Annotated in this window: 22 protein-coding genes and 1 pseudogene; 20 read left to right on the forward strand and 3 right to left on the reverse strand. The window is 40.5% G+C overall.

Translation table 11 applies throughout. From position 1 onward, the window contains the following. Positions 1-540 precede the first annotated feature (540 nt). From miaB to R2R28_RS24775, 11 genes and pseudogenes are all read left to right on the forward strand, one after another. A complete protein-coding gene (miaB, locus tag R2R28_RS24730; RefSeq protein ID WP_316828335.1) occupies positions 541-1,956 on the forward strand; it encodes a tRNA (N6-isopentenyl adenosine(37)-C2)-methylthiotransferase MiaB in 1,416 nt (471 codons plus the stop codon). Between the two features lie 70 nt (positions 1,957-2,026). Next, positions 2,027-3,274, forward strand: coding sequence for a sigma 54-interacting transcriptional regulator (locus R2R28_RS24735; RefSeq protein WP_316828336.1), 1,248 nt, complete (start codon positions 2,027-2,029; stop codon positions 3,272-3,274). A gap of 66 nt (positions 3,275-3,340) precedes the next feature. After that, positions 3,341-3,856, forward strand: coding sequence for an LptE family protein (locus R2R28_RS24740; RefSeq protein ID WP_316828337.1), 516 nt, complete (start codon positions 3,341-3,343; stop codon positions 3,854-3,856). Positions 3,857-3,930: 74 nt separating this feature from the next. Continuing rightward, complete coding sequence (locus R2R28_RS24745; protein WP_316828338.1) at positions 3,931-5,082, forward strand: hypothetical protein; 1,152 nt, start codon at positions 3,931-3,933, stop codon at positions 5,080-5,082. 16 nt (positions 5,083-5,098) lie between these two features. Further along, the gene (gene secG, locus R2R28_RS24750) at positions 5,099-5,464 is read left to right on the forward strand and encodes a preprotein translocase subunit SecG (RefSeq protein ID WP_316828339.1); all 366 of its coding nucleotides are present in this window, start codon (positions 5,099-5,101) and stop codon (positions 5,462-5,464) included. Positions 5,465-5,616: 152 nt separating this feature from the next. Continuing rightward, positions 5,617-6,642 (forward strand): sensor histidine kinase, encoded by a 1,026-nt coding sequence (locus R2R28_RS24755; protein ID WP_316828340.1) that lies wholly within the window; start codon positions 5,617-5,619, stop codon positions 6,640-6,642. A gap of 394 nt (positions 6,643-7,036) precedes the next feature. Next, positions 7,037-7,678, forward strand: a complete 642-nt coding sequence (locus R2R28_RS24760; RefSeq protein WP_025141776.1) for a DUF47 domain-containing protein — start codon at positions 7,037-7,039, stop codon at positions 7,676-7,678. Between the two features lie 12 nt (positions 7,679-7,690). Continuing rightward, a complete protein-coding gene (locus R2R28_RS24765) occupies positions 7,691-8,701 on the forward strand; it encodes an inorganic phosphate transporter (protein ID WP_316828341.1) in 1,011 nt (336 codons plus the stop codon). Positions 8,702-9,420: 719 nt separating this feature from the next. Then, positions 9,421-10,212: pseudogene (gene ltrA / locus R2R28_RS24770) on the forward strand (group II intron reverse transcriptase/maturase). Between the two features lie 51 nt (positions 10,213-10,263). Beyond that, positions 10,264-10,461 (forward strand): group II intron maturase-specific domain-containing protein, encoded by a 198-nt coding sequence (locus R2R28_RS29240; protein ID WP_410479197.1) that lies wholly within the window; start codon positions 10,264-10,266, stop codon positions 10,459-10,461. Beyond that, positions 10,389-10,607, forward strand: a complete 219-nt coding sequence (locus R2R28_RS24775; protein WP_316828342.1) for a hypothetical protein — start codon at positions 10,389-10,391, stop codon at positions 10,605-10,607. The genes R2R28_RS29240 and R2R28_RS24775 overlap by 73 nt, the downstream gene beginning before the upstream one ends. Before the next feature lie 398 nt (positions 10,608-11,005). Here the strand turns inward: R2R28_RS24775 and R2R28_RS24780 are convergent, their stop codons facing one another. From R2R28_RS24780 to R2R28_RS24790, 3 genes are all read right to left on the reverse strand, one after another. Beyond that, positions 11,006-11,620 (reverse strand): FMN-binding negative transcriptional regulator, encoded by a 615-nt coding sequence (locus R2R28_RS24780; RefSeq protein WP_316828343.1) that lies wholly within the window; start codon positions 11,618-11,620, stop codon positions 11,006-11,008. Positions 11,621-11,751: 131 nt separating this feature from the next. Next, positions 11,752-13,056, reverse strand: coding sequence for a carboxypeptidase-like regulatory domain-containing protein (locus R2R28_RS24785; protein WP_316828344.1), 1,305 nt, complete (start codon positions 13,054-13,056; stop codon positions 11,752-11,754). Continuing rightward, on the reverse strand, positions 13,049-13,627 hold the full coding sequence (locus R2R28_RS24790; RefSeq protein ID WP_316828345.1) for a sigma-70 family RNA polymerase sigma factor: 579 nt from the start codon (positions 13,625-13,627) through the stop codon (positions 13,049-13,051). Before R2R28_RS24790 ends, R2R28_RS24785 begins: the two co-directional genes overlap by 8 nt. 185 nt (positions 13,628-13,812) lie before the next feature. Here R2R28_RS24790 and R2R28_RS24795 point away from each other — a divergent pair, with 185 nt between their 5' ends. The 9 genes from R2R28_RS24795 to R2R28_RS24835 all read left to right on the forward strand — a co-directional run bounded on the left by R2R28_RS24795 (position 13,813) and on the right by R2R28_RS24835 (position 20,760). Next, positions 13,813-14,574 carry a DUF4197 domain-containing protein gene (locus R2R28_RS24795; protein WP_316828346.1) on the forward strand — a complete coding sequence of 254 codons (762 nt, stop codon included), beginning with the start codon at positions 13,813-13,815 and terminating at the stop codon, positions 14,572-14,574. A gap of 168 nt (positions 14,575-14,742) precedes the next feature. Next, on the forward strand, positions 14,743-15,678 hold the full coding sequence (locus tag R2R28_RS24800; protein WP_316828347.1) for a hypothetical protein: 936 nt from the start codon (positions 14,743-14,745) through the stop codon (positions 15,676-15,678). A 505-nt stretch (positions 15,679-16,183) separates the two neighbouring features. Beyond that, complete coding sequence (locus R2R28_RS24805) at positions 16,184-16,735, forward strand: RNA polymerase sigma factor (RefSeq protein WP_316828348.1); 552 nt, start codon at positions 16,184-16,186, stop codon at positions 16,733-16,735. 10 nt (positions 16,736-16,745) lie between these two features. Next, entirely contained in the window at positions 16,746-17,099 is a 354-nt protein-coding gene (locus R2R28_RS24810; protein WP_316828349.1) for a hypothetical protein, read from the forward strand. An 843-nt stretch (positions 17,100-17,942) separates the two neighbouring features. After that, on the forward strand, positions 17,943-18,215 hold the full coding sequence (locus R2R28_RS24815; protein WP_316828350.1) for a hypothetical protein: 273 nt from the start codon (positions 17,943-17,945) through the stop codon (positions 18,213-18,215). Next, positions 18,212-18,442 (forward strand): hypothetical protein, encoded by a 231-nt coding sequence (locus R2R28_RS24820; protein WP_316828351.1) that lies wholly within the window; start codon positions 18,212-18,214, stop codon positions 18,440-18,442. The genes R2R28_RS24815 and R2R28_RS24820 overlap by 4 nt, the downstream gene beginning before the upstream one ends. A gap of 4 nt (positions 18,443-18,446) precedes the next feature. After that, positions 18,447-18,836, forward strand: a complete 390-nt coding sequence (locus R2R28_RS24825; RefSeq protein ID WP_316828352.1) for a hypothetical protein — start codon at positions 18,447-18,449, stop codon at positions 18,834-18,836. Positions 18,837-18,877: 41 nt separating this feature from the next. After that, the gene (locus R2R28_RS24830) at positions 18,878-19,330 is read left to right on the forward strand and encodes an Hsp20/alpha crystallin family protein (protein WP_316828353.1); all 453 of its coding nucleotides are present in this window, start codon (positions 18,878-18,880) and stop codon (positions 19,328-19,330) included. A 209-nt stretch (positions 19,331-19,539) separates the two neighbouring features. Beyond that, positions 19,540-20,760: a DEAD/DEAH box helicase gene (locus R2R28_RS24835; RefSeq protein ID WP_316828354.1), complete on the forward strand. Its 1,221-nt coding sequence runs from the start codon at positions 19,540-19,542 to the stop codon at positions 20,758-20,760. The last annotated feature ends 55 nt before the right edge of the window (positions 20,761-20,815 follow it).

Below are 20,815 nucleotides of genomic sequence, written 5' to 3' on the forward strand. Positions count from 1 at the left end.
TGGGAGCGCGAAAGGTTTTTTGATAAAAAACGGAAGACCAAAGTAGAAAGGCCAAAGATGGATATTTTTAAAGTGTTTTTGGAGCGCAGGGGGGCAGTACAAGAAACATCATTTGTTCCTTTGCTTCGCTTGTACACTTTGGCCGTCGTTCCTCCTGGCCTGCAGGGTACCGCTTTGCCAGGGGCTAGTTGGCAGGTTGTTGCTAAAATTTTGTTGCTGTGCCGGCGTTTGATAACTACCTCTTGTTGCTAAACCCGATAGGACGAATGCCGGTTTTTTCTGTCGGCAGCAGGGATAGCGGGGCTGAAGCTCGCCACAAGCGCTGAACCATACATTTCCAAAAACTTTTTATTCATCTTCATAAATACAAATCTTAAAAGGATTACTATAATCCATAGTGGTAAGATTGCTTCGTGCCTCGCAATTGATGTGAATGATTGCAGGATCATAATCCCACTGTAAACATTTAAACAAAATATGTCAAATTGTCACTTTTAATTAAATTTATGTATTTTTGCAATCCCCAAAAGTTTTTAAATAATGATTGATTTACAAGTTCCAGATAAGACGCACGATGAGGCCAGGCAAGGTGAAGCTTTAATTTTAGATGCACCAGTAAAAGCCGATGCCCGTAAATTATACATCGAAAGTTATGGTTGCGCCATGAATTTTGCTGATAGCGAGATTGTTGCTTCTATTCTTTCAGAAACAGGATTTGAAACCACCGGGGATTATCATCAGGCAGATGTGATCTTCATTAACACCTGCTCTATCCGCGAAAATGCCGAAACCAGGGTAAGAAACCGGTTATCGCAGTTTGGGGTAGAAAAACGCCGTAACCCGAAACTAATTGTGGGGGTATTGGGCTGTATGGCCGAGCGCTTAAAATCTAAATTTTTAGAAGAAGAACGTTTGGTTGATGTGGTGGTTGGGCCTGATGCTTACCGCGACCTGCCTAATTTAATTGAACAGGTAGAAAGTGGACATAAGGCAGTAAACGTGTTATTATCCCGCGAAGAAACCTATGCAGATATTAGCCCGGTGCGTTTAAACAGCAACGGAATTACCGCTTTTATTTCCATCACCCGTGGTTGCAATAACATGTGTTCTTTCTGTGTGGTGCCTTTTACCCGTGGCCGCGAACGTAGCCGCGATGCCCATTCGATTATTGAAGAAGCAAAAGGATTGTTCGAAGCAGGTTACCGCGAAGTGACGCTTTTGGGGCAGAACGTAGATTCTTATACCTGGACTTCAGAAGACGGTACCGAAACGGTAAATTTTGCAAAACTTTTAGCGCAAACTGCTTTGGTTAGTCCTGATTTAAGGGTGCGTTTCTCTACTTCGCACCCAAAAGATATTACTGACGAGGTTTTATATACCATTGCCAAATACGATAACATCTGTAATTATATCCACCTGCCCGTTCAATCAGGAAATACCCGTATCTTGGAACTGATGAACAGGACTTATACCCGCGAATGGTATATTAACCGCATTGATGCCATCCGGAACATTATTCCGGGTTGTGCAATTTCTACCGATATTATCGCGGGTTTCTGTACCGAAACAGAAGAGGAACACGAAGAAACGCTGAGTATGATGGATTATGTGGAATACGATTTTGCTTATAACTTCACCTACTCAGAAAGACCGGGGACTTTAGCTGCCCGTAAACTGGAAGATGATATTCCTGAGGATGTAAAAAAACGCCGTTTAGCCGAAATTCTGGCCAAACAACAGGCACATTCATTAATGCGTTTGCAAGAGTGGGTGGGTAAAACTGTTCGTGTTTTAATTGAAGGCACTTCAAAAAAATCCGATCTTGATTATTGCGGAAGAGGAGATAGTGGAGCGATGGCCATTTTTCCTGCAATTGAAGGCGTTAAACCTGGCGAATATGCCAATGTGCTGATCGAAAAATGTACTTCGGCCACACTGATCGGTAAAATAGTTTAAAAATGGTTGAGGGTAGAAGGTAAAGGGTGTAAGGTCTAATATCTCAAATCTCAATACTCAGATCTAAAGAATGGATACACAAAATATTAAACAACGGTTCGGTATTATTGGCAATTCGCCTTTGCTTAACCGTGCCATAGATATTGCAAGCCAGGTAGCACCAACCGATATGTCGGTATTGATTACCGGCGAAAGTGGTAGCGGTAAAGAGGTTTTCTCGCAAATTATCCATCAAATGAGCGCCCGTAAACACGGTGCTTTTATTGCCGTAAACTGTGGCGCTATCCCCGAAGGAACCATAGATTCGGAACTTTTCGGTCACGAAAAAGGATCTTTTACCGGTGCCCACGAAGCCCGGAAAGGTTATTTCGAAGTGGCTAACGGCGGTACCATTTTTTTAGATGAGGTTGCTGAGTTGCCTTTAGGCACACAGGCGCGTTTATTGCGTATTTTAGAAAGTGGCGAATATTTACGCGTAGGTTCATCTAAAGTTCAGAAAACAGATGTTCGTATTATTGCTGCCACCAACGTAGATGTATATAACCGTGTTAAAAACGGAAAATTCCGCGAGGATTTATATTACAGGTTAAATACAGTTCCGTTGCGCATACCAGCGCTGCAAGAACGTAAAGAAGATATTTATTTATTGTTCAGGAAGTTTTCTGCCGATTTTAGCGATAAATACCGTAGTCCGGCATTACACCTTGAGCCAGATGCCATTCAGATTTTAACCAATTATAGCTGGCCGGGAAATGTGCGTCAGTTAAAAAATATTGCTGAGCAGATTTGTGTATTAGAAAAAGACCGTAATGTTACCGGACAGGCCATTTTAAACTATATTCCTAACGAGGCTGGTAGTAACCTGCCCATGACCATCAATTCTCAATCAAAAGAAGACTTTACAGAGCGCGATATTTTGTATAAGGTGCTTTTTGATATGAAGAAAGACATGGTTGAACTTAAAAAACTGGTTGCAGAAATTATTCAGCATGGTGGTAATACGGCTACCGTTTTGGCTGATAATCCGCAGTACATCAATCAATTGTATCGTGATGTGGAGCTTCCGGCAGGACAGGAGCACGCTTTTACAATACAACATCCTACACAGGCAAATAATAACGTAAACAATAATAATAATACCGATTATTTTGCACACGAGGCAGAAGAGGTTGAAGAATCGTTGTCGCTGGTTGATAAGGAATCTGATCTGATTAAAAAAGCACTAAAAAAGCATAAAGGCAAGCGCAAATTTGCGGCGCAGGAACTTGGTATATCAGAACGTACACTGTACAGGAAGATTAAGGAATTAAATTTATAATTTATTCAATAACAACAATTCTGAGCTAAATTACGTTTCCTATAATTTTAGAAACCATTTTCGATAATGATGAAAATTAAAATATTTGCCTTAATCCTGCTTACTTCAGTATTAAGTGCCTGCTCATATAAATTTAGCGGGGCTTCTACAACAGGGTTAAAAACAGTGGTTGTTCGTGTATTTGAGAATAATGCACCACTTGTAGTGCCTACATTAAGTAACCAGATTACCGAGTCGTTAAAAACCCGTATCCGTAACCAAACCAAACTGATTATTTCTCCAACAGGCGAGGGAGATGCCTCATTTGAAGGCAAAATAACCGGTTACGATATCAAACCCGTTGCCCTTCAAAACAGCGCTACACCTACATCGGGCGCAAACAGGTTAACCATAACCGTTTCTGTAAAGTATAAAAACAACTTGAAAGAACACGAAAAAGAAAGTTTTGAAGAAAGCTTCACCAAATTTTTCGATTTTCCTATAAATGGTGCGCCAATTCAAACCCTGTTACCCGGTGCTATTGAGAACATTAACAAACAATTATCAGAAGATATTTTTAACCGTGCCTTTGCGCAATGGTAAATAAAGCAGGATTGTAAGAGACAAAATTTTAAAAACCCGTCTACATTTTTTTAACTTAGCGGCAAACCTCGATAATGGATAACAAAAAGCTACTGGCAGATTTACTTGCGCAACCTGGAAAGGTTAGGCCAGAGCATGCGTCCATGTTACAGGAAATGGCGCAGCAATTTCCATATTCACAACCCATTCATTTATTACTGGCAAAGGCTAATGCATCATTTGTACCCAAGGCTGCATTATACGGTCAGGGCCATGTATTGTTCCATGTATTAAATATGGTGCCTGTAGGTGTTGATGAAGAGCAACAAGAAAATGCTGCATCACATATTTCTGATGAACAAGAACTTTTTGAAGAGATAAGCACCCTAACAAGCGAAACCCCAGCACCATTAAAAGAAGAAATTGCCGAAACCGGGTTTAATGCCGCGGTTGCTGAAGATAATCGTGATGAACAAGAGGTTTTTGAAGAGATTGGTGAAATTGACGCTATTGATGCCCCTCTAAATCAAACGGTTGAAGTAGAAACGCCGGATAACCTGCCAGGAGCGGATCATTTAACGGGTTTACCTGCCGTAGATGATTCATTTATCGAAAGCGTAGCTGCCGTTGATTTTTTTGCCTTTGAGCAGAAAATGAGCACTGATTTGGTAACAGAAGCACCTAAAGTCGAAACGGTAGTTCCCGACGATCCGGAACAGCATTTTGTTTCTCAATATAACGACGATAAACTTCCTTATACCTTTTTATGGTGGCTGGCCAAAACCCGTAAAGAGCACGAACAGATTTTTCAGCCTTATGCACCAACAAAACCTGGTACATTAAAGCCACAGCCTCAAAACGTCCAACAGCAGGAGCGGGCTGAGTTTCAGCAGCAATATGTAGAGCATATTTTCCATATTCAAACCCCTTTCGAGGTAGCCGATCACCTGGCCGAATATCCAGCTGCCGAAGTGAAAGATGCTAAAGGTGCTGAAATTATTGAACGCTTTTTGAAAGAAGACCCAACAATTAAGCCGCCCAAGCCAGAGCAGATCGACAATGAAAACAAGGCAAAGAGGAGCGCAGAAGATAATTACGACCTTGTTTCGGAGACTTTAGCCAAAATTTATATCGAACAGATGCTTTATCACAAAGCCATAGATACTTATAAAAAATTAAGTTTGAAATATCCGGAAAAAAGCCGTTACTTTGCCGACCTTATCCAATCTATAGAAAAGAAATTTTAAAAAATATAATATTACCATGGTAACCTTTTTAATCATTTTATTAATTATTGCGTGTGTAGCCTTAGGCTTGTTTGTTTTAATACAAAATCCTAAAGGTGGAGGTTTAGCTACAGGCGGTGGCACCAGTAACATGTTTGGTGTACAACGTACTGGCGATGTTTTGGAAAAAGGATCGTGGGTATTGCTAACCCTGATTGTGGTATTAACTCTTGCTGTTACTACAATTGCTAAAACCAGTGGTGGTTCTGCAGCAGTTGGAAATTCTGCTATACAGGAGCGTTTAGATAAAACACCTGCTCCGTCTCCAATAGGTGGAGGTTTAAACAGCACTAAACCAGCTGCAACACCTGCTCCGGCTAAAAGCGATTCAACAAAAAAATAATTTATAGTTAACTTATTTTAAAAGCTTTCTCCAAAAGGGAAAGCTTTTTTGTTTTAGTAAAATTTGCGCCTACACTTCTGATAATCAGTATATATACGTAATCTATGTCATCAGTTAACACGCATTTAACATAAAAAACTTTAAATTGCAGCATGAAATTAAGTGTGCTGGTTTTGTTTACTGCTCTTGCCGTTGGTGTTTCCATCGGTATGGTTAATTTTTACTTTCAGCATAGTTTGTATTACCTGGCCATTTCTTTTGGCGTATCGTTTCTGTGCAGTTTCCTGGTTTTTTACTACCTGCTCGAAAAATACATTTATACTAAAATCAAACTCATTTACAAACTGATCCATAACCTTAAACTGGGTAAAGATTTAAAGGATGCATTGGGTGAGTATGTAAGTTCTGATCCGATTAATGATGTAGAAAATGAAGTAAAGGAATGGGCGGGGGCAAAGAAAAAAGAGATAGATCTGTTGAAAAAACAGGAACAGTTCAGAAGAGAATTTCTTTCCAATGTTTCGCACGAGTTTAAAACCCCTTTATTCGCGATTCAGGGCTATATTGAAACTTTGCAGGATTGTTTGGTAGACGATCCTGATCAGGCCGTTCTGTTTTTAAAAAAAGCAGAGAACAATGTAGAGCGATTAAGCTACCTGATTAACGACCTGGATGTGATTTCTAAACTTGAAACCGGCGAATCGCCGATTAACTATCAAAAATTCGACTTTGTGCAACTGGCGAAAGAGGTGATGGAAAACCTGGAAGACCGTGCGCAGAGCAAACACCTTAAACTTTTTTTTAAGGATAAATATACTGCAATAACGCCCGTTTTAGCCGACAGGGAAAAGGTAAGACAGGTGCTGATTAATTTGATTGTAAACAGCATTAAATATGGCGTTGATGGAGGTGAAACGGCAATCAAAATTTTCGAACTGCACGATCAGGTTTTAGTGGAGGTTACCGACAATGGAATAGGCATTGAAGAAAAACACCTGTTGCGGTTATTTGAACGTTTTTACCGCATTGATACACACCGTGCAAGAGAGGTGGGGGGTACAGGTTTGGGATTAGCCATTGTAAAACACATTTTAGAGGCGCATCAGCAGACGATCTCGGTAAGAAGTACACCAGGCATTGGTACTACCTTTGCATTTACGCTGCAAAAAGGGGGATAGACCGGGTTTTACCACAAAGCATGCGAACAATCCGTCATTCCCTTGCGCCGTGGTTCGTTTCTCCACAAACCATTATTGTGAAATGTACTTTTCTTTTAATAAAAGGTAAAAGCGCTATGCCGGTAAAAAATCTGTGTACCTGTGGTTAATATTCCAAGCCGTGGTTGTATCCTGTTTCCGTAGTTCGCGCCTCTATGATCCACCTTTGCTTGTCAAAGCCCTGCGTCACCATTACTATTTTCCTAAACCTTTATCCATTTCATTATCAAACACCTAAAAGAAAGTTGAAATGAATAAAATGTGACGAAAAGAGGTAATAATTTCTTAATATAATTAATGAATTAACATTAACTTAACATTGGGCTTGTAGCTTTGCAACATATTAAAAATTAACATGAACAATATTTTTAAGTTCTTTACACCTCAAGACAGAAAGTTTCACCCACTTTTCGAACAAGCTGGTAGCAATGCATTAAAGATTGCAGAAACCCTTTTAGAAATGGTTAGCACGGGTGATGCTGAAAGCAGAAAAACAATTTTTAAAGAAATTGAACGCTTAGAGCATGTTGGTGATGATATTACCCATTCGATCTTTCTTGAATTGAGCAGGAACTTCATTACGCCGTTTGATCGCGAAGACATTCACCAATTGGCTACCGCTGTTGATGATGTTGCCGATTATATTTACGGAACTGCAAACCGCATGCAAATGTATAACATGAACACCATTAACGAACCGATTGTTAAAATCGCTGAGCTTTTGGTAGAAATGTGTACCGATATTGATAAAGCCATCAAAGAATTGCGCAGTTTTAAAAACATCCGTGTAATTGCTGATGCCTGTATCCGGATTAACAGTGGCGAAAATCAGGCTGATTATGTATTTACATTGGCGGTTGCCCGTTTATTTGAATACGAAACCAATGCGATTGAATTAATTAAACAAAAAGAGGTTTTACAAACGATAGAAAAAGCGACAGATAAATGTGAGGATGTGGCGAATGTGCTTGAAACTATCTTGGTTAAAAACGCTTAATAAAAAACAAACATGGTAACTACCTTATTGGTTGTTGTTGTAATTCTGGCTATTGCTTTCGATTACATTAACGGCTTTCACGATGCCGCTAACTCGATTGCAACAGTTGTTTCTACAAAAGTGCTTACGCCTTTTCAGGCAGTTTTGTGGGCTGCGTTGTTCAACTTCGCTGCTTACTTTTATTTTACCGACCACAAAGTGGCCAACACGGTTGCTAAAACCGTAATCGAAAACTACATCACTTTAGAAGTGATTCTTGCAGGTTTAATTGCTGCCATTATCTGGAACCTTTTAACCTGGTGGTATGGTATCCCTTCAAGTTCATCACATACCCTGATCGGCGGTTTTGCTGGTGCCGGTATGACACATGCCTTATTAATTGGTGCAAGCCCTCTTGCAGCTGTTGAAATGGGCTATGTTGTTAAAATTGTTTCATTTATAGTGCTTGCGCCAATCATTGGTATGGTAATTTCAGTGGTGTTAACGCTGATTATTATCAATATTTGTCGCCATGCTAAACCTGCAACGGCTGAGAAATGGTTTAAACGCCTGCAATTATTATCATCTGCAGCATTGAGTTTTTTCCACGGTGGTAACGATGCTCAAAAAGTAATGGGTATTATAGCCACAGCTTTAATTGCAGCTAAAGTTATTCCAAACTTCGAAGCAATGCCTGCCTGGGTGCCAATATGCTGTTATTCGGCGATATCTTTAGGTACCATGAGTGGTGGCTGGAAAATTGTAAAAACCATGGGATCGAAAATCACAAAAGTAACAGCCTTAGAAGGTGTTGCCGCTGAAGGTGCCGGTGCCATTACATTGGGTATTACCGAACATTTTGGTATTCCGGTTTCTACTACGCATACCATTACAGGATCTATCGTTGGTGTTGGGGTGGTAAAAAGTGTATCGGCAGTACGCTGGGGTGTTACCATCAACTTAATCTGGGCATGGATTTTAACCATTCCGGTTTCGGCAACATTAGCAGCCATTATTTATGCTATAATCTACTACTTAAAGTAAAAACAAAATCCTTAATATACTCAAAAGACCAGGGCATTAGCTTTGGTCTTTTTTATTTGGGTGCGCCGGGCATGGCAATCGACTATAGGGTTAGAGTCCCGAACACGCTTAGCAGTAGGAAGTGTTAGCTAGAGACAAGGGTGTCGTGGGTGACTGCGAATCTGAAGGAAGTCCGCGGCAAATATGGGGGCTTACGAACAGAAACTGTATATGAGGCGGATCTAGTCCGGGTGATGTTGCCCAACAAACAGAAGCCCAATACTGCACAGGGACTATTACGTAAATACAGAGGCCACATCCATAGGAAGTAGATTGTCTTACCCCGGGAGATCTGAATGAGTTCTGTCAAGTGTAAGCGCGATTACAGGAGAAGAAACACTTAGCGGGGACGCTAAATGACTCAATCAGAAGTCAGCTGAGGTAGTAGTACTGCATTGCTAATGCAGGAAGGACCAAATGTTAGGATGGCAAAGGAAACAGGAAGTTTATGGCAGAGCGTTTACAGTGGAACCACATTAGAGAACTGCTTATATGAGGGTAGGACGGAATCCGAGAGTAAATTATAAGAGGAGCTGAGCCGAGCCGTGCAACCAATGTGCACAATGCCTGGGAAGGAGTTTTTTTTTAGTATTATGCTTGAAGAAATATTAGACATCCGAAATGTACAAAGAGCCTTTAGGCAGGTTACTGCCAATAAGGGTGCTGGTGGTATTGATGGTATGCAGACCGATGAACTTCGGGACTACCTCAATGCTAACTGGCAGGCATTACGGAGTGATATTTTAGCAGGCCATTACCGACCGAACGCTGTAAGAAAGGTAGAGATACCCAAAAGCAGTGGAGGCGTGAGGATGCTTGGCATCCCAACGGTCATTGACCGGTTGATCCAGCAGGCCATCTCTCAATGGCTGAGCCCCAAGTACGAGGGCGACTTTTCCTCTGATAGTTATGGTTTCCGACCAGATCGCAATGCCCGTCAGGCAGTGCTAAAGGCTCAGGAATATCTTAACACAGGTTACACCTGGATTGTAGAACTTGATCTGGACAAATTTTTTGACCGGGTAAACCATGATAAACTTATGCATCTGCTGTCAGTATAGATAAAGGATAAGCGGACATTGAAGCTTATTCGTCTTTATTTGAGTGGGGGAATCATGGAGAATGGATTGGTAAGCCCAAGAAAAGAAGGAACGCCACAAGGCAGTCCATTAAGTCCGTTACTATCAAATGTTATCCTTCACGAACTCGATGTTAAGCTCGAAGAGCGTGGGCATAGGTTCGTACGTTATGCTGATGATTGCAGTATCTATTTAAGAAGCAGGAAATCGGCACAGCGGGTAATGGCAGGTATTTCAGTATATCTGGAAGACGGGCTGAAACTGAAGGTTAACAGGATGAAGAGTAAGATCAGCAGGCCGAGCCAAAGTAGTCTGCTTGGGTTTTCATTCTATGGTAGCAAAGAGGGATGGAAGATGCGTATTGCATCCAAAGCTTTACGGGCAATCAAATAGAAAATAAGAGAGCAGACCAAAGGCAGCCAACCCGTTCCATTACACCAGCGGATATCGAAGCTAAAGGAGATTATTCACGGTTGGGTAAACTATTTCTCTATTGCCGAGGCAAAGGGTCAAATGTTAAGACTGGACGAACTGATGAGAACCAGACTGCGGATTGTTCTTTGGAAACAATGGAAGAGTATAACGGGCAGAGCTCGGAATTTAATGAAGATGGGGGTGGTAAATCAAGGGCCTATCAGTTAGCCAATACCCGTAAGGGGTACTGTAGGACTGCAAACAGCCCGACATTACTTACAACACTTGACAAGAAGTTCTTTTTGAGGCTTGGACTTGATGGATTTGCCAATTATTACTATTGGAAAACGACACACCAAACGAAGTTATTCTAGCAAACCGCTGTATACCGAACGGTACGTACAGTGGTGTGAGAGGACAGATAGGGAACTAATCCCTATCTTCCTACTCGATTGTTTTTACCACAGAGAATATGGAGTTTTTCACCGGGTTAATACAGAGAAAAATCATCATACTATAGCGTAATCCCGAACTTTTGGATAAAGAAATCTATAAGCGAAAAGTGCTCTGTGTTTCCGTGGCTAGTCTTCGACTCCATCCGGGATGACTATTTAACAAAACTGGCGTCATCTCGACTGAAACGCAGTGGAATGGAGAGATCTATCTTTATAGATCTCCCGGAATACTTTATACTCCGCTCAGCCTGACTAAGCCCCTCTGCGTTCTCTCTGTGTTTTTCCGCGGTGAACTCGGAGGTAAAAAGTGCGGATACTTACAAATTCTTCTTCATCTCTTTCGCTACTGCCTGATCTAAGGCATCATTGCTTTTCTCCAGGTTGGCTACAATACTATCCTGGTTTTTCGCTGAATGGTTCTGGCTCATTTTAAAAACATGATCGATATGGTTTACTAAAACTTCAAAGCCCGTAATCGCTTTTAAATGTTTCTGAATATAGGCTTCATCCATTTTATTAAATGCGGCCGGGCTTGTCTCTGGATTTTCATACTTATTGGTCAGTTCTTTAATTACCTGGTAGGTTTCTTCCGAATCCATGAGTCTCATAATACCTTTAGCCTGAACCGTTTTATAATTCCAGGTAGATGCTACTGCAGGAGTCTCATAAACAGCGGCGCTGATATAAGCATGTGCACCGGTAAAAATGGCCATTACATTCGGATTTCGTCCAAAAGCTTTACAATGGTCTGTTTTGGACATGATATGGCCAATAAGTTTGATTGATTCGCCATTTACTACGGTTTTAACGGGTACTTGTGTAGCAACCGGGTATTCGCCATCAAAGCCAATTAAGGTTACAAAAGTATTTTGGTGCATAAAATCAAGAATTTCATCCTGATTATTGGCTGTAAAGTGTGAGATTTTGTACATGATTGTATTTTTACCACAAAGGCCATTGAGTTTTACACAGGGTAACACTGAGGGGTTTTAACTGTGCTTTTACACCGATCCCAGTGACCACTGTGCTTTTTCTTCGCGTACTCGGTGGTTAATAAAGGAAATTAAAACTTAACGCTGATTTCTACTAAATCAGTTCCTTTTTTGGGTAATACCCAATCCGGACCATTTTGGATAAGCCGCATGGCTTCCGCATCGGCTTTTTTGTTCAGCGATTTTATAACGGAGATGTTGGTGGGGCGTCCGTTCTTTTTAACCTTGAAACTTAAAATAACAAATTGCTCCGGACCTTTTGGGTTATAAAGTTTATTGTTGTTTTCTAAGTATTGTGTGTAATTAATCGTCGAAACCGGAACAGGTTTAGTAATTTCATCTGCTGCCTTTCCATCCAGGTTTTGTTCTGCACGTAAGGTAATTTTCGGTGCGGGGATATTTTCTTTCTTCTGCCCGTTAGAGCCTGTAATCAAAGCAATCTCACTTAATGTTTTATTTCCGCTTAAAGCGCTTTTAATGGCGTTAGGGTCTTGTATGCCAACTACAGGAGCTTCTTTAAAGCCAATGGCATTAATCAGCAGATCTTTATCTTTAGCATTGCTGTCAGCAGGTAAATAAAAATAACCTTTGGCATCTGTTGCGGTTACATTTTTAGAACCAGCCAATTTTACCACAGCACCCTGAATGGGTTGGCCATTGCTCTGATCGACTACGTTTCCGCTAAATGCAATTTTGCTCGAGCCAAATGCTGGTGCAGGTGCTGCTGCTACCACTATTTCATTTAATGCATTTTCTTCTGCCTTTGCTTTATATCGGGCTCCAATGTTTGCAGATTTTGCTACAATTGCCTGATTATAACCTAAAACTGCTTTTTGTTCGGCAACTTCCTTTTCTGAAGGTTGAACAACTGCTTCCGTTCTGGTGTTTTTGGCCAGATCGCCGGTTTTTGCAGCGGCAATTGCCTGATCTACTAAAGCAGATTTGGCAGCGCTTAGAACAGGGGTATCTGCTTTTGGTTTACTAGCAGCAACTGCTGTTGCACTATCTAATCTAACCATTACGCCACCCTGTTTGCGTGCTGCATTTTCTACATTTCTGCGGTTGGTTTCGCGCATAAAGAATAAGATACTCACTGCAATAAAGGCTACTGTAGCGGTTGCGGCAATACTTAATCTTTGCGTAGTAATGCCCCACAGTTTACGTTTTATCGGTTTTTCGGAAACGCGATCGTAGAGTTGCTTTTGTAAAATAGAAAGTGTTTGTTTGCGCTTTGGCGATTGCTTTAATCCTTCCAGTGCTTCGGCTACAAAAGGGTCTTCCAAAGCCTGCCTTTCTACAAAGTGCATGGCTTTGGCATCAAGCTTACCATCAAGGTAATCTTCCAGCACATCAATATCTAACCAATCGTTATTCACTACTGTTTTTCTCTATACAAATCTTTAAATTCCGCTTACCGTTTTGAATGTAACTCTTTACCTTAAGCATGTCGTAACCAGTTATATCGGCTACTTCTTTATAGCATTTTTCCTGTAGATAAAATAAATCTACGCTTTTTCGCTGTTCTTCGGGCAAAGTTTCCATACACTTTTCCATGATGGTAAGCTGGGTTTCTTTCGTGTTGTCTATATCCAGATGCACAAACTCGCTATTTTCCACAAAAGTATCGTCTATTGAAACGTTATTTTGCTTTGCCGATTTCCGGAGCGCCATTAAACAGTGGTTCCGGGTTAACACATGAAGCCAGCTTTTAAAATTCTGTACCTCGTGTACTTTAAGTTTTGTTACCAATTCTTCGAAAATTTGCATCACTGCATCCTTGCTCTGCTCTTCATCTTTAAAGTAATTGAGGCAAACCCCGAAAACCAGGTGCATATATTTGTTATAAAGCGTACCCAATGCATCCAAATCGCCGGTATTTTTATACTGGGCAATCAGTTTGGCATCATCTTGCTGGTTATTTCCAGCTGTATTCTTTATAAATCTCAAAAAATATGGCAGCTATTCGAATTATCTTTCAAGTATAAAAAATATTTCTGAGTGATGGCACATAAACTAATATTTTAGGGGTGATTGCTGGTCAATAATTGTAAATTGACAGCAGATAAACACTTATATTTGAGCTATCAATTTAAATTATGGCAGTTGTTTTGCTAAGCCCAATTAAACACACAATGAAAAAAATCAATATTTTGGCTATATCGATAGTGTTGCTATCTGCGAGCCTTAACGTAAATGCCCAGATTAAACTGAGCGATATTTTTAAAAAAGTGACCGAGAAACAAGGCACAGCCGCAACAAGTGCAACCGGAACGCCATCCACTTTGGAAATTGGGCAGGGGATAAAGGAGGCTTTGCAAATTGGTGTTTCTGCCGGGGTAGACCGACTTTCGGTTAAAGATGGATTTTTGGGCAACCTTGCCGTTAAAATATTAATGCCGCCTGAAGCACAGAAGGTAGAAAAAACGTTACGTGGTATTGGATTAAACAAACTTTGCGATAATGTAATTGTAAGCTTAAATCGTGCTGCAGAAGATGCTGCTACAGAAGCTAAACCTATTTTTATCTCCGCCATTAAACAAATGACTTTAACGGATGCTACTAATATTTTACTGGGCAACAATAACGCGGCGACCGAATATTTTAAAAGGGTAACTACTTCGCAATTGATGGAAAAATTCAGTCCGATTGTAACCACCAGTTTAAGTAAGGTAAATGCTACCAAATATTACAGCGATTTAACTACACAGTATAACCGTTTGCCATTGGTAAAACCGGTAAATACAAACTTAACAGAATATGTTACGCAGAAAGCGATAGATGGTTTATTTGTGGAAGTAGCCAAAGAAGAATTGAAAATCAGGGGCAATTTAAGCTCAAGAAGTTCGACATTGCTGCAGAAGGTATTTGGTTACGCGGATAAGAAAAAGATTTAATATCGTATTGTTCGTGGGGATACGAACCACGGCGGATAGATTAGATTGTATTACAAATGCCATGGTTCGTGTCTCCACGAACCCAAAGACAAAGTTTATTTTAAGTAAAATATTGTCCATCCATGGCATTCTAATCTGCAGAAATAAAAACTATTTGTAAAATTGCACATGATCAAAATCAGTAGTAGATTAGTTTCTATTTTAATTCCCTATGTGGCGTTAATCACTTCGTGTGGCAATAACAAATCTAATGAGGAAAGCACTAAAGCCGTTTTAGATACGGTTTCTTTAAGCGGCAAAAATTTCGCGCTGGCTTATCAGGATGGTGATAAAATTGTGGCAACGAGTATCGATACCATGAAACAGATTTCGTTTGGTGGTGCTACCGACCCTGCGATTTCACCTGATGGAAATAAACTGGCTTATACGCTGAATGATTCTTTAGGAAATAGATCGATCTGGGTTGCCGATATGGAAAATAAAAGCCAGGGCAAACTACAAGTAAACAGTAATAATTATTACGGAGCAGTGTGGTCAGCCGATGGAAACCATATTGCTTTCAGTGTTTTTAACAAGAGTAGTATCTGGAAAATAGGTATAATCAAAACCGATAACTCGGGTTATGTGCTATTGGATAGTGCATCAAAAACAAATGCTTATGGCCCCAGCTGGAAAAATGAAAAGGAAATTATCGCACATGACCTTGAAAACCTTTATACCTTTGATCTTTCGGGAAAGCTGATCGATACCCAATCAATCAAAACCTTAATCGGGAATGAATATTATATCTCGAGCAGCAACAATTTCTTCTACAGCAGAGATGGCAAAAAATTAATCTTTAATGCCAGTAATGGTGAGGTGCTGGATGGCTTACATGATAGGGCCGAGGCAATTTATATTCTTGATTTAGCAAGTAAAAAAATAACGCAGCTTTCTCCAAAAGGCGTTCATGCACCATTCCTTTTTGTTACGGCCGACGACCGCATTTTTTACAGTGGCGAGGTAAAGCCTTATACGCAGAGCAAAATTTATGTGGCTGATTTGAGCGGCAATATTAAAACGGTGGTTGATAGAGGAAGTAACCCAACTGGCGCTTTGAAGTAGGCAGAGACTTACGAAGTCTGTGTGATAGCATGTGTGGTGGAAGCCTTCGTAAGTCTGCATGGAAATTTATTGTTAGCTCTTTTTGGAGCGCAATGCCTGTACAAAAAAATAAGCTGGTTCCCGTGTTCCACTTATACACTTTGGACTCCGTTCCTTCGTCCTTCAGGGTACCGCTTCACCCGGGGCTAGGTGGCAAAAATAGCATTTCATTTTAGAGGTTGCAGGGTGCACCCACTTTGTGCCTAAACCTGATGGCAGCGGCAGCCCCGAAGCATGAGGGCTATAGCAAAGAGCAGGGCTGCAGTCCGCCAAGGCGATGTACCCTTTCATTTTCAAAAAAAGATAATGAAAACTTTATCCTTTCTGCACACAAGGCCTTTTAATACTTTCGAAGTTTGCCCTGCTCTTTCCCAACATCACACTTCGAAAGTTTGCTAAAAAAAATAACAAAAATTTAAAGTAATATTGGGTTTCATCCGTTTACTGAATTATTAAACAAAATTTGGTGCCAACAAACGAATCTCAAAATATCATTTCAACTGTTGCCAATTATGGTAAACGCCTGTTCAGTTTCATCCGTGGAAGGGTGAATACGGATGAGGACGCGGAGGATATTTTACAGGATGTGTGGTTTCAGTTAAGCAATCAGCCTGAAGTTGGCACCATAGAGCAGATTAGTGGCTGGCTGTACCGCGTTGCCAGAAATAAGATTACGGATAAATACCGGAAACAAAAGGAAGAATCGCTGGAAGATTTTAGTTTCGAAGGAGAGGATGGTGAAATTAATTTTAAAGAAATTTTGCTTGCCGAGACTTACTCGCCGGAAGAGGAAAGTTTAAAGAAACTATTCTGGGATCAGCTGTTCCTGGCGCTCGAAGAACTGCCCGAAAACCAACGATATGTATTTATGCAGAATGAACTGGAAGAGCGAACTTTTCAGGAACTGGCCGATGAAAGTGGTGAAAATATCAAAACATTAATATCAAGAAAAGGTTATGCGGTAAAACACCTGCGTAACCGCTTACAAAATTTATATCAGGAATTTATTAACTATTAAATTTGCAGACATGATGAATAGAAATTTTAATCGGCGCAAGAAATTTATTTTCTTTATACCCGTAGCCGTGCTTATTGCAGCGGTTTTGGGCTATGTGGTTATGTTTTTATGGAATTGGATTTTACCGGAGGTAGCACATGCGGGCAAACTAACTTACTGGCAGGCATTGGGTTTATTGGTATTATGCCGATTACTCTTTGGAAACTTTAAAAAAGGAGGCCATGGCGGGCATGAGGGCTTTCGTGAAAGGGCAAAAACCATGCGCGCCAAATGGGAAACCATGGACGATGAGGAACGGGTAAAATTTAAAGAAGAATATAAACGGCGATGTGGCGGATGGGGCCATTATCGCAATAAAGAATAGTTAATAGCTCCGAAGAAATTCGGAGCTTTTTTTGTTTTACTGTCATTGGTAGAGCTTAACATTTTGCAAATACATTGGAGGTTTAATGGCAGTGCGTAGAATCGTCATTGCCAGCTCGACTGGCAATCGTAATGCCTTGGTAGGAGGTGCACGTTGCATTAAGATTAGCTTCGCTGAGCACTTCGTGGTTCCCGCCTGCGCCTATCGTGTGGACACAATTAATTATAAAGATTCTTTTCCCGCTCTATGCCGCGGGGCAAGGTACTTTGGGGCGCCAAAGTACCCAAAGCGCTTTGTCAATCCGGCAATGTGGCTTCTCACCATCCCAGGCTCATCAAAAAAACAGCGGCAATTGTTTTGCTCGTTTCTGCTCAATGAAAGTTTGAGTGATATTTTCACAAAACCACTGCGTTTCAGGTTTGGTAGCGCCATTTGTACTATTGTGCAACTGTTTTTTTGATCCTTCCGCCACTTGGGATTGACGGAGTTCTTCGGTTAGGGCCGGGTTATTTCAAAGCAAGCTAGCATAACGCCACAAAAATTTAAAAACATGTGTCCACACGATAGGCCTGCGCGGGAATGACGACCACTCTTTAGAATCTGTCATTGATAGGGGTATTTTCATCTTGACCGCAGCAACGCGGAGTGGAGAGATCTATTTAGCTCCTAAAAGATCCTTCATTGCGTTCAGGATGACAAAAAACTTAGGAAATAAAAAAAATCAAAATAATTTAAAGTAAAAATAAAGCTGTTCCGTCTTCCTATATAAATAACAAAAACAATAGTGTTAGTAGTCAACCCATTTACAATGAATTGATTACAATGCTTTAAAATGATAGGAAGATGAAAAAAATATTAAAAGCTATAGGATTCGGGATTGTACTTGGTGCAGCCGCTTTCTTTATTCCGTTTATATTCAAATTTATATTGGCCATCATGCTGATTGGTTTTATATTCAAGGCATTTGCTTTGAGAAGAAGCCAATATTTCCACAGCCGGTTTAACGGTTTCGAAAATAATTTTAACCCGATTGTGCCGATCGATAATCAGTGGTACAAACCCACTGTACAAAGTAACGGAACCGTTAATAACATCAACGTAATTATTAAGCCATGAGAACATTTAGATTATTATTGGCGTTGGCTGTTGCTGCAGGAACTTTTTACAGCTTAAATGTATTGGCCATTCAAAATGGATACCGCGATCGCCTGGATTTTAAAAACAGACATTACAATGAAGATTGCGGGCATGAATATAACAGACATCATGGCTTTAGTCACCACAATAGGAAAGCGGATACCATGATTAGTCCAATTGATAGTGTTAACACCGTAAATAGATAAGGTTATGTCGCAGGTACTTTTTTTGAGCGATCCATCTCAAACTGATGTGAATCCAATTTTGGGGATGGCCAATGAGCTGATCAGCCGCGGGGAGAAAGTAACCCTTTTTAGTTCGGGTGAATTTAAAACCCCAATTGAGCAAACTGGTGCTGATTTTAAAGCTTACAATCAGGAGGTGAATATCTTTCAAATGAAAAATACCGACGAGGCAGAAAAGCCCAAATCAGGATTGATTAGTGCGTTACTCGAACCCATGAAATTTATAGATGATATTTTGGTGCAGATAAGGGGTTTAACATTCGATTACGCAGTTTTTTCGCCGGCTTATCCTTATGCAAACATCATTACCCAGCTATTGGGTATACCCAAAACCGAGCAGGCGGTGATCAATTAAACCTGTGAATTAACAATATAAGTAACATTAAATTAAATAAAATGTACAAAGAACATAGATGTCACCAGGGCAAGATGCATGGCCGGTTTGGCGCAGGAGATGGAAGATATGGAAGGCACTTCGGTGGGCCTTTCGGGCATCATAAATTTGGAATGTTTAATCAGGGATTTAGAAAAGTACCGGTAAACATCGAGGAAACAGAAAACAGTTTTATCATCGAGCTTTTTGCTCCGGCCTTGCTTAAAGAAAATTTAAAAGTAGTAACCAAAGATGATGTTTTGACTGTTTCTTACCAGCCAAAAGAAGAGGCCGATACTGCTAAAAAATACAGCCGCAGAGAATACAGTAATGGCGCTTTCGAAAGGGCTTTTGCTTTGAACGGAAAGGTTTTGTCAGAGCATATTTCAGCCAGTTATACTGATGGAATCCTGAAAATTAGCCTGCCTAAAAACCCCGAAACGAATATACCGGAAAAAGATATCCAGGTAGGCTAAGTTTCGTCTATTATAATCTCCAAGCCCCAATTGTTTAAAACATCTGGGGCTATTTTATGGTTTAGCCATGGGCACTTTAAAACCGATAGGTTTTCGAAATCTACAGCGGTTTTACTCCGCTTAAAATACTTAATAAAACGATATTGAAATGCCGTTTGCTATTGGCGGTATTTTAAGGTACTTTTGCTAAAAGACATAAATACAATAGATTGAATTTTAACGACTTTAACTTTAACCCCGATTTATACGAAGGCTTAATGGCCATGGGGTATAAAAGCGCTACTCCAATACAAGAACAAGCCATCCCGGTAATTTTAGATAATCACGATCTGATTGCCTGCGCCCAAACGGGAACAGGAAAAACGGCCAGCTATCTTTTGCCCGTTATGGACAAAATCAGCAGGGCTAAGGACAGGCATAACAATACTCTAATTCTTGCACCAACCCGCGAACTGGCACAACAGATCGATTTGCAGGTTGAAGCACTGGCTTATTTCACCAATATCAGCTCATTGGCTGTGTATGGTGGGGGAGATGGTATTGCCTACGAGCAGCAAAAACGTTCGATGCGTGATGGGGTAGATATTATTATTGCTACTCCGGGCAGGTTAATGGCGCACTTATCATCTGGTGTGTTAAAACTAGAACATTTGCAGCACCTGATCTTAGATGAAGCCGACAGGATGTTGGATATGGGTTTTTACGACGATATTATCCGCATCATCAGCTACCTGCCTAAGAAAAGGCAAACGCTTTTATTTTCTGCCACCATGGCGCCGAAAATAAGAACCATGGCTGGTAAAATTTTGCACGAACCTAAGCAGATTACCATTTCGATTGCAAAACCTGCTGAAGGGATTGATCAACAGGCTTATAATATTCACGATCAACAAAAACAGGCACTACTAACCGAAATTTTCAAAAGCGACCAATATAAAAGCAGTATTATTTTTGTCTCCACTAAAGAAAAGGTGAAGGCATTATATAAAGCTTTTAAAAGTTTGGGCATTAAAGCCGAGGCTTTTCACTCCGATTTAGGGCAGAAAGAGCGTGAAGATATTTTATTGGCCTTCAAAAACAGAAGATTGCCGATTTTAATAGGTACAGATGTGTTATCACGCGGAATTGATGTAGAAGGAATTGATTTGGTCATCAATTATGATGTTCCCGGCGATCCGGCCGATTATGTGCATCGTATTGGCCGTACAGCCAGGGCAGCAACGAAAGGAACAGCCATAACCCTGGTAAATGGCCGCGATAAACGCAAGTTTGATAACATCGAAAAACTAATCGAAAAGGAAGTTCCTCGCATGCCCTTGCCAGAAAGTATAGCGGCAATGGAAATCACCCACGTGGAAGAAAAAAGGCCTCAGCATAAAGGCAAGAAAAAGGTTTGGAACAAAAACAAAAAACCAAAACCTTCTGCTTAAATCATTAAAACGCCATAAGTACATTCTTATTGGCGTTTTTCTTTTATAGATTAAC

The organism is Pedobacter miscanthi (genome assembly GCF_032678605.1).
In the GTDB taxonomy this organism is placed as follows: domain Bacteria; phylum Bacteroidota; class Bacteroidia; order Sphingobacteriales; family Sphingobacteriaceae; genus Pedobacter; species Pedobacter miscanthi_A.

Bases quoted from the DNA above. Each gene is read 5' to 3' on its own strand.
- R2R28_RS24735 (WP_316828336.1), top strand. From the start codon at position 2,027: ATGGATACACAAAATATTAAACAACGGTTCGGTATTATTGGCAATTCG.
- R2R28_RS24775 (WP_316828342.1), top strand. From the start codon at position 10,389: ATGGAAGAGTATAACGGGCAGAGCTCGGAATTTAATGAAGATGGGGGT.
- R2R28_RS24765 (WP_316828341.1), top strand. From the start codon at position 7,691: ATGGTAACTACCTTATTGGTTGTTGTTGTAATTCTGGCTATTGCTTTC.
- R2R28_RS24755 (WP_316828340.1), top strand. From the start codon at position 5,617: ATGAAATTAAGTGTGCTGGTTTTGTTTACTGCTCTTGCCGTTGGTGTT.
- R2R28_RS24815 (WP_316828350.1), top strand. From the start codon at position 17,943: ATGAAAAAAATATTAAAAGCTATAGGATTCGGGATTGTACTTGGTGCA.
- R2R28_RS24810 (WP_316828349.1), top strand. From the start codon at position 16,746: ATGATGAATAGAAATTTTAATCGGCGCAAGAAATTTATTTTCTTTATA.
- miaB (WP_316828335.1), top strand. From the start codon at position 541: ATGATTGATTTACAAGTTCCAGATAAGACGCACGATGAGGCCAGGCAA.
- R2R28_RS24740 (WP_316828337.1), top strand. From the start codon at position 3,341: ATGATGAAAATTAAAATATTTGCCTTAATCCTGCTTACTTCAGTATTA.
- R2R28_RS24825 (WP_316828352.1), top strand. From the start codon at position 18,447: ATGTCGCAGGTACTTTTTTTGAGCGATCCATCTCAAACTGATGTGAAT.
- R2R28_RS24820 (WP_316828351.1), top strand. From the start codon at position 18,212: ATGAGAACATTTAGATTATTATTGGCGTTGGCTGTTGCTGCAGGAACT.
- R2R28_RS24830 (WP_316828353.1), top strand. From the start codon at position 18,878: ATGTACAAAGAACATAGATGTCACCAGGGCAAGATGCATGGCCGGTTT.
- R2R28_RS24780 (WP_316828343.1), bottom strand. From the start codon at position 11,620: ATGTACAAAATCTCACACTTTACAGCCAATAATCAGGATGAAATTCTT.
- R2R28_RS24745 (WP_316828338.1), top strand. From the start codon at position 3,931: ATGGATAACAAAAAGCTACTGGCAGATTTACTTGCGCAACCTGGAAAG.
- secG (WP_316828339.1), top strand. From the start codon at position 5,099: ATGGTAACCTTTTTAATCATTTTATTAATTATTGCGTGTGTAGCCTTA.
- R2R28_RS24760 (WP_025141776.1), top strand. From the start codon at position 7,037: ATGAACAATATTTTTAAGTTCTTTACACCTCAAGACAGAAAGTTTCAC.
- R2R28_RS24795 (WP_316828346.1), top strand. From the start codon at position 13,813: ATGAAAAAAATCAATATTTTGGCTATATCGATAGTGTTGCTATCTGCG.
- R2R28_RS24800 (WP_316828347.1), top strand. From the start codon at position 14,743: ATGATCAAAATCAGTAGTAGATTAGTTTCTATTTTAATTCCCTATGTG.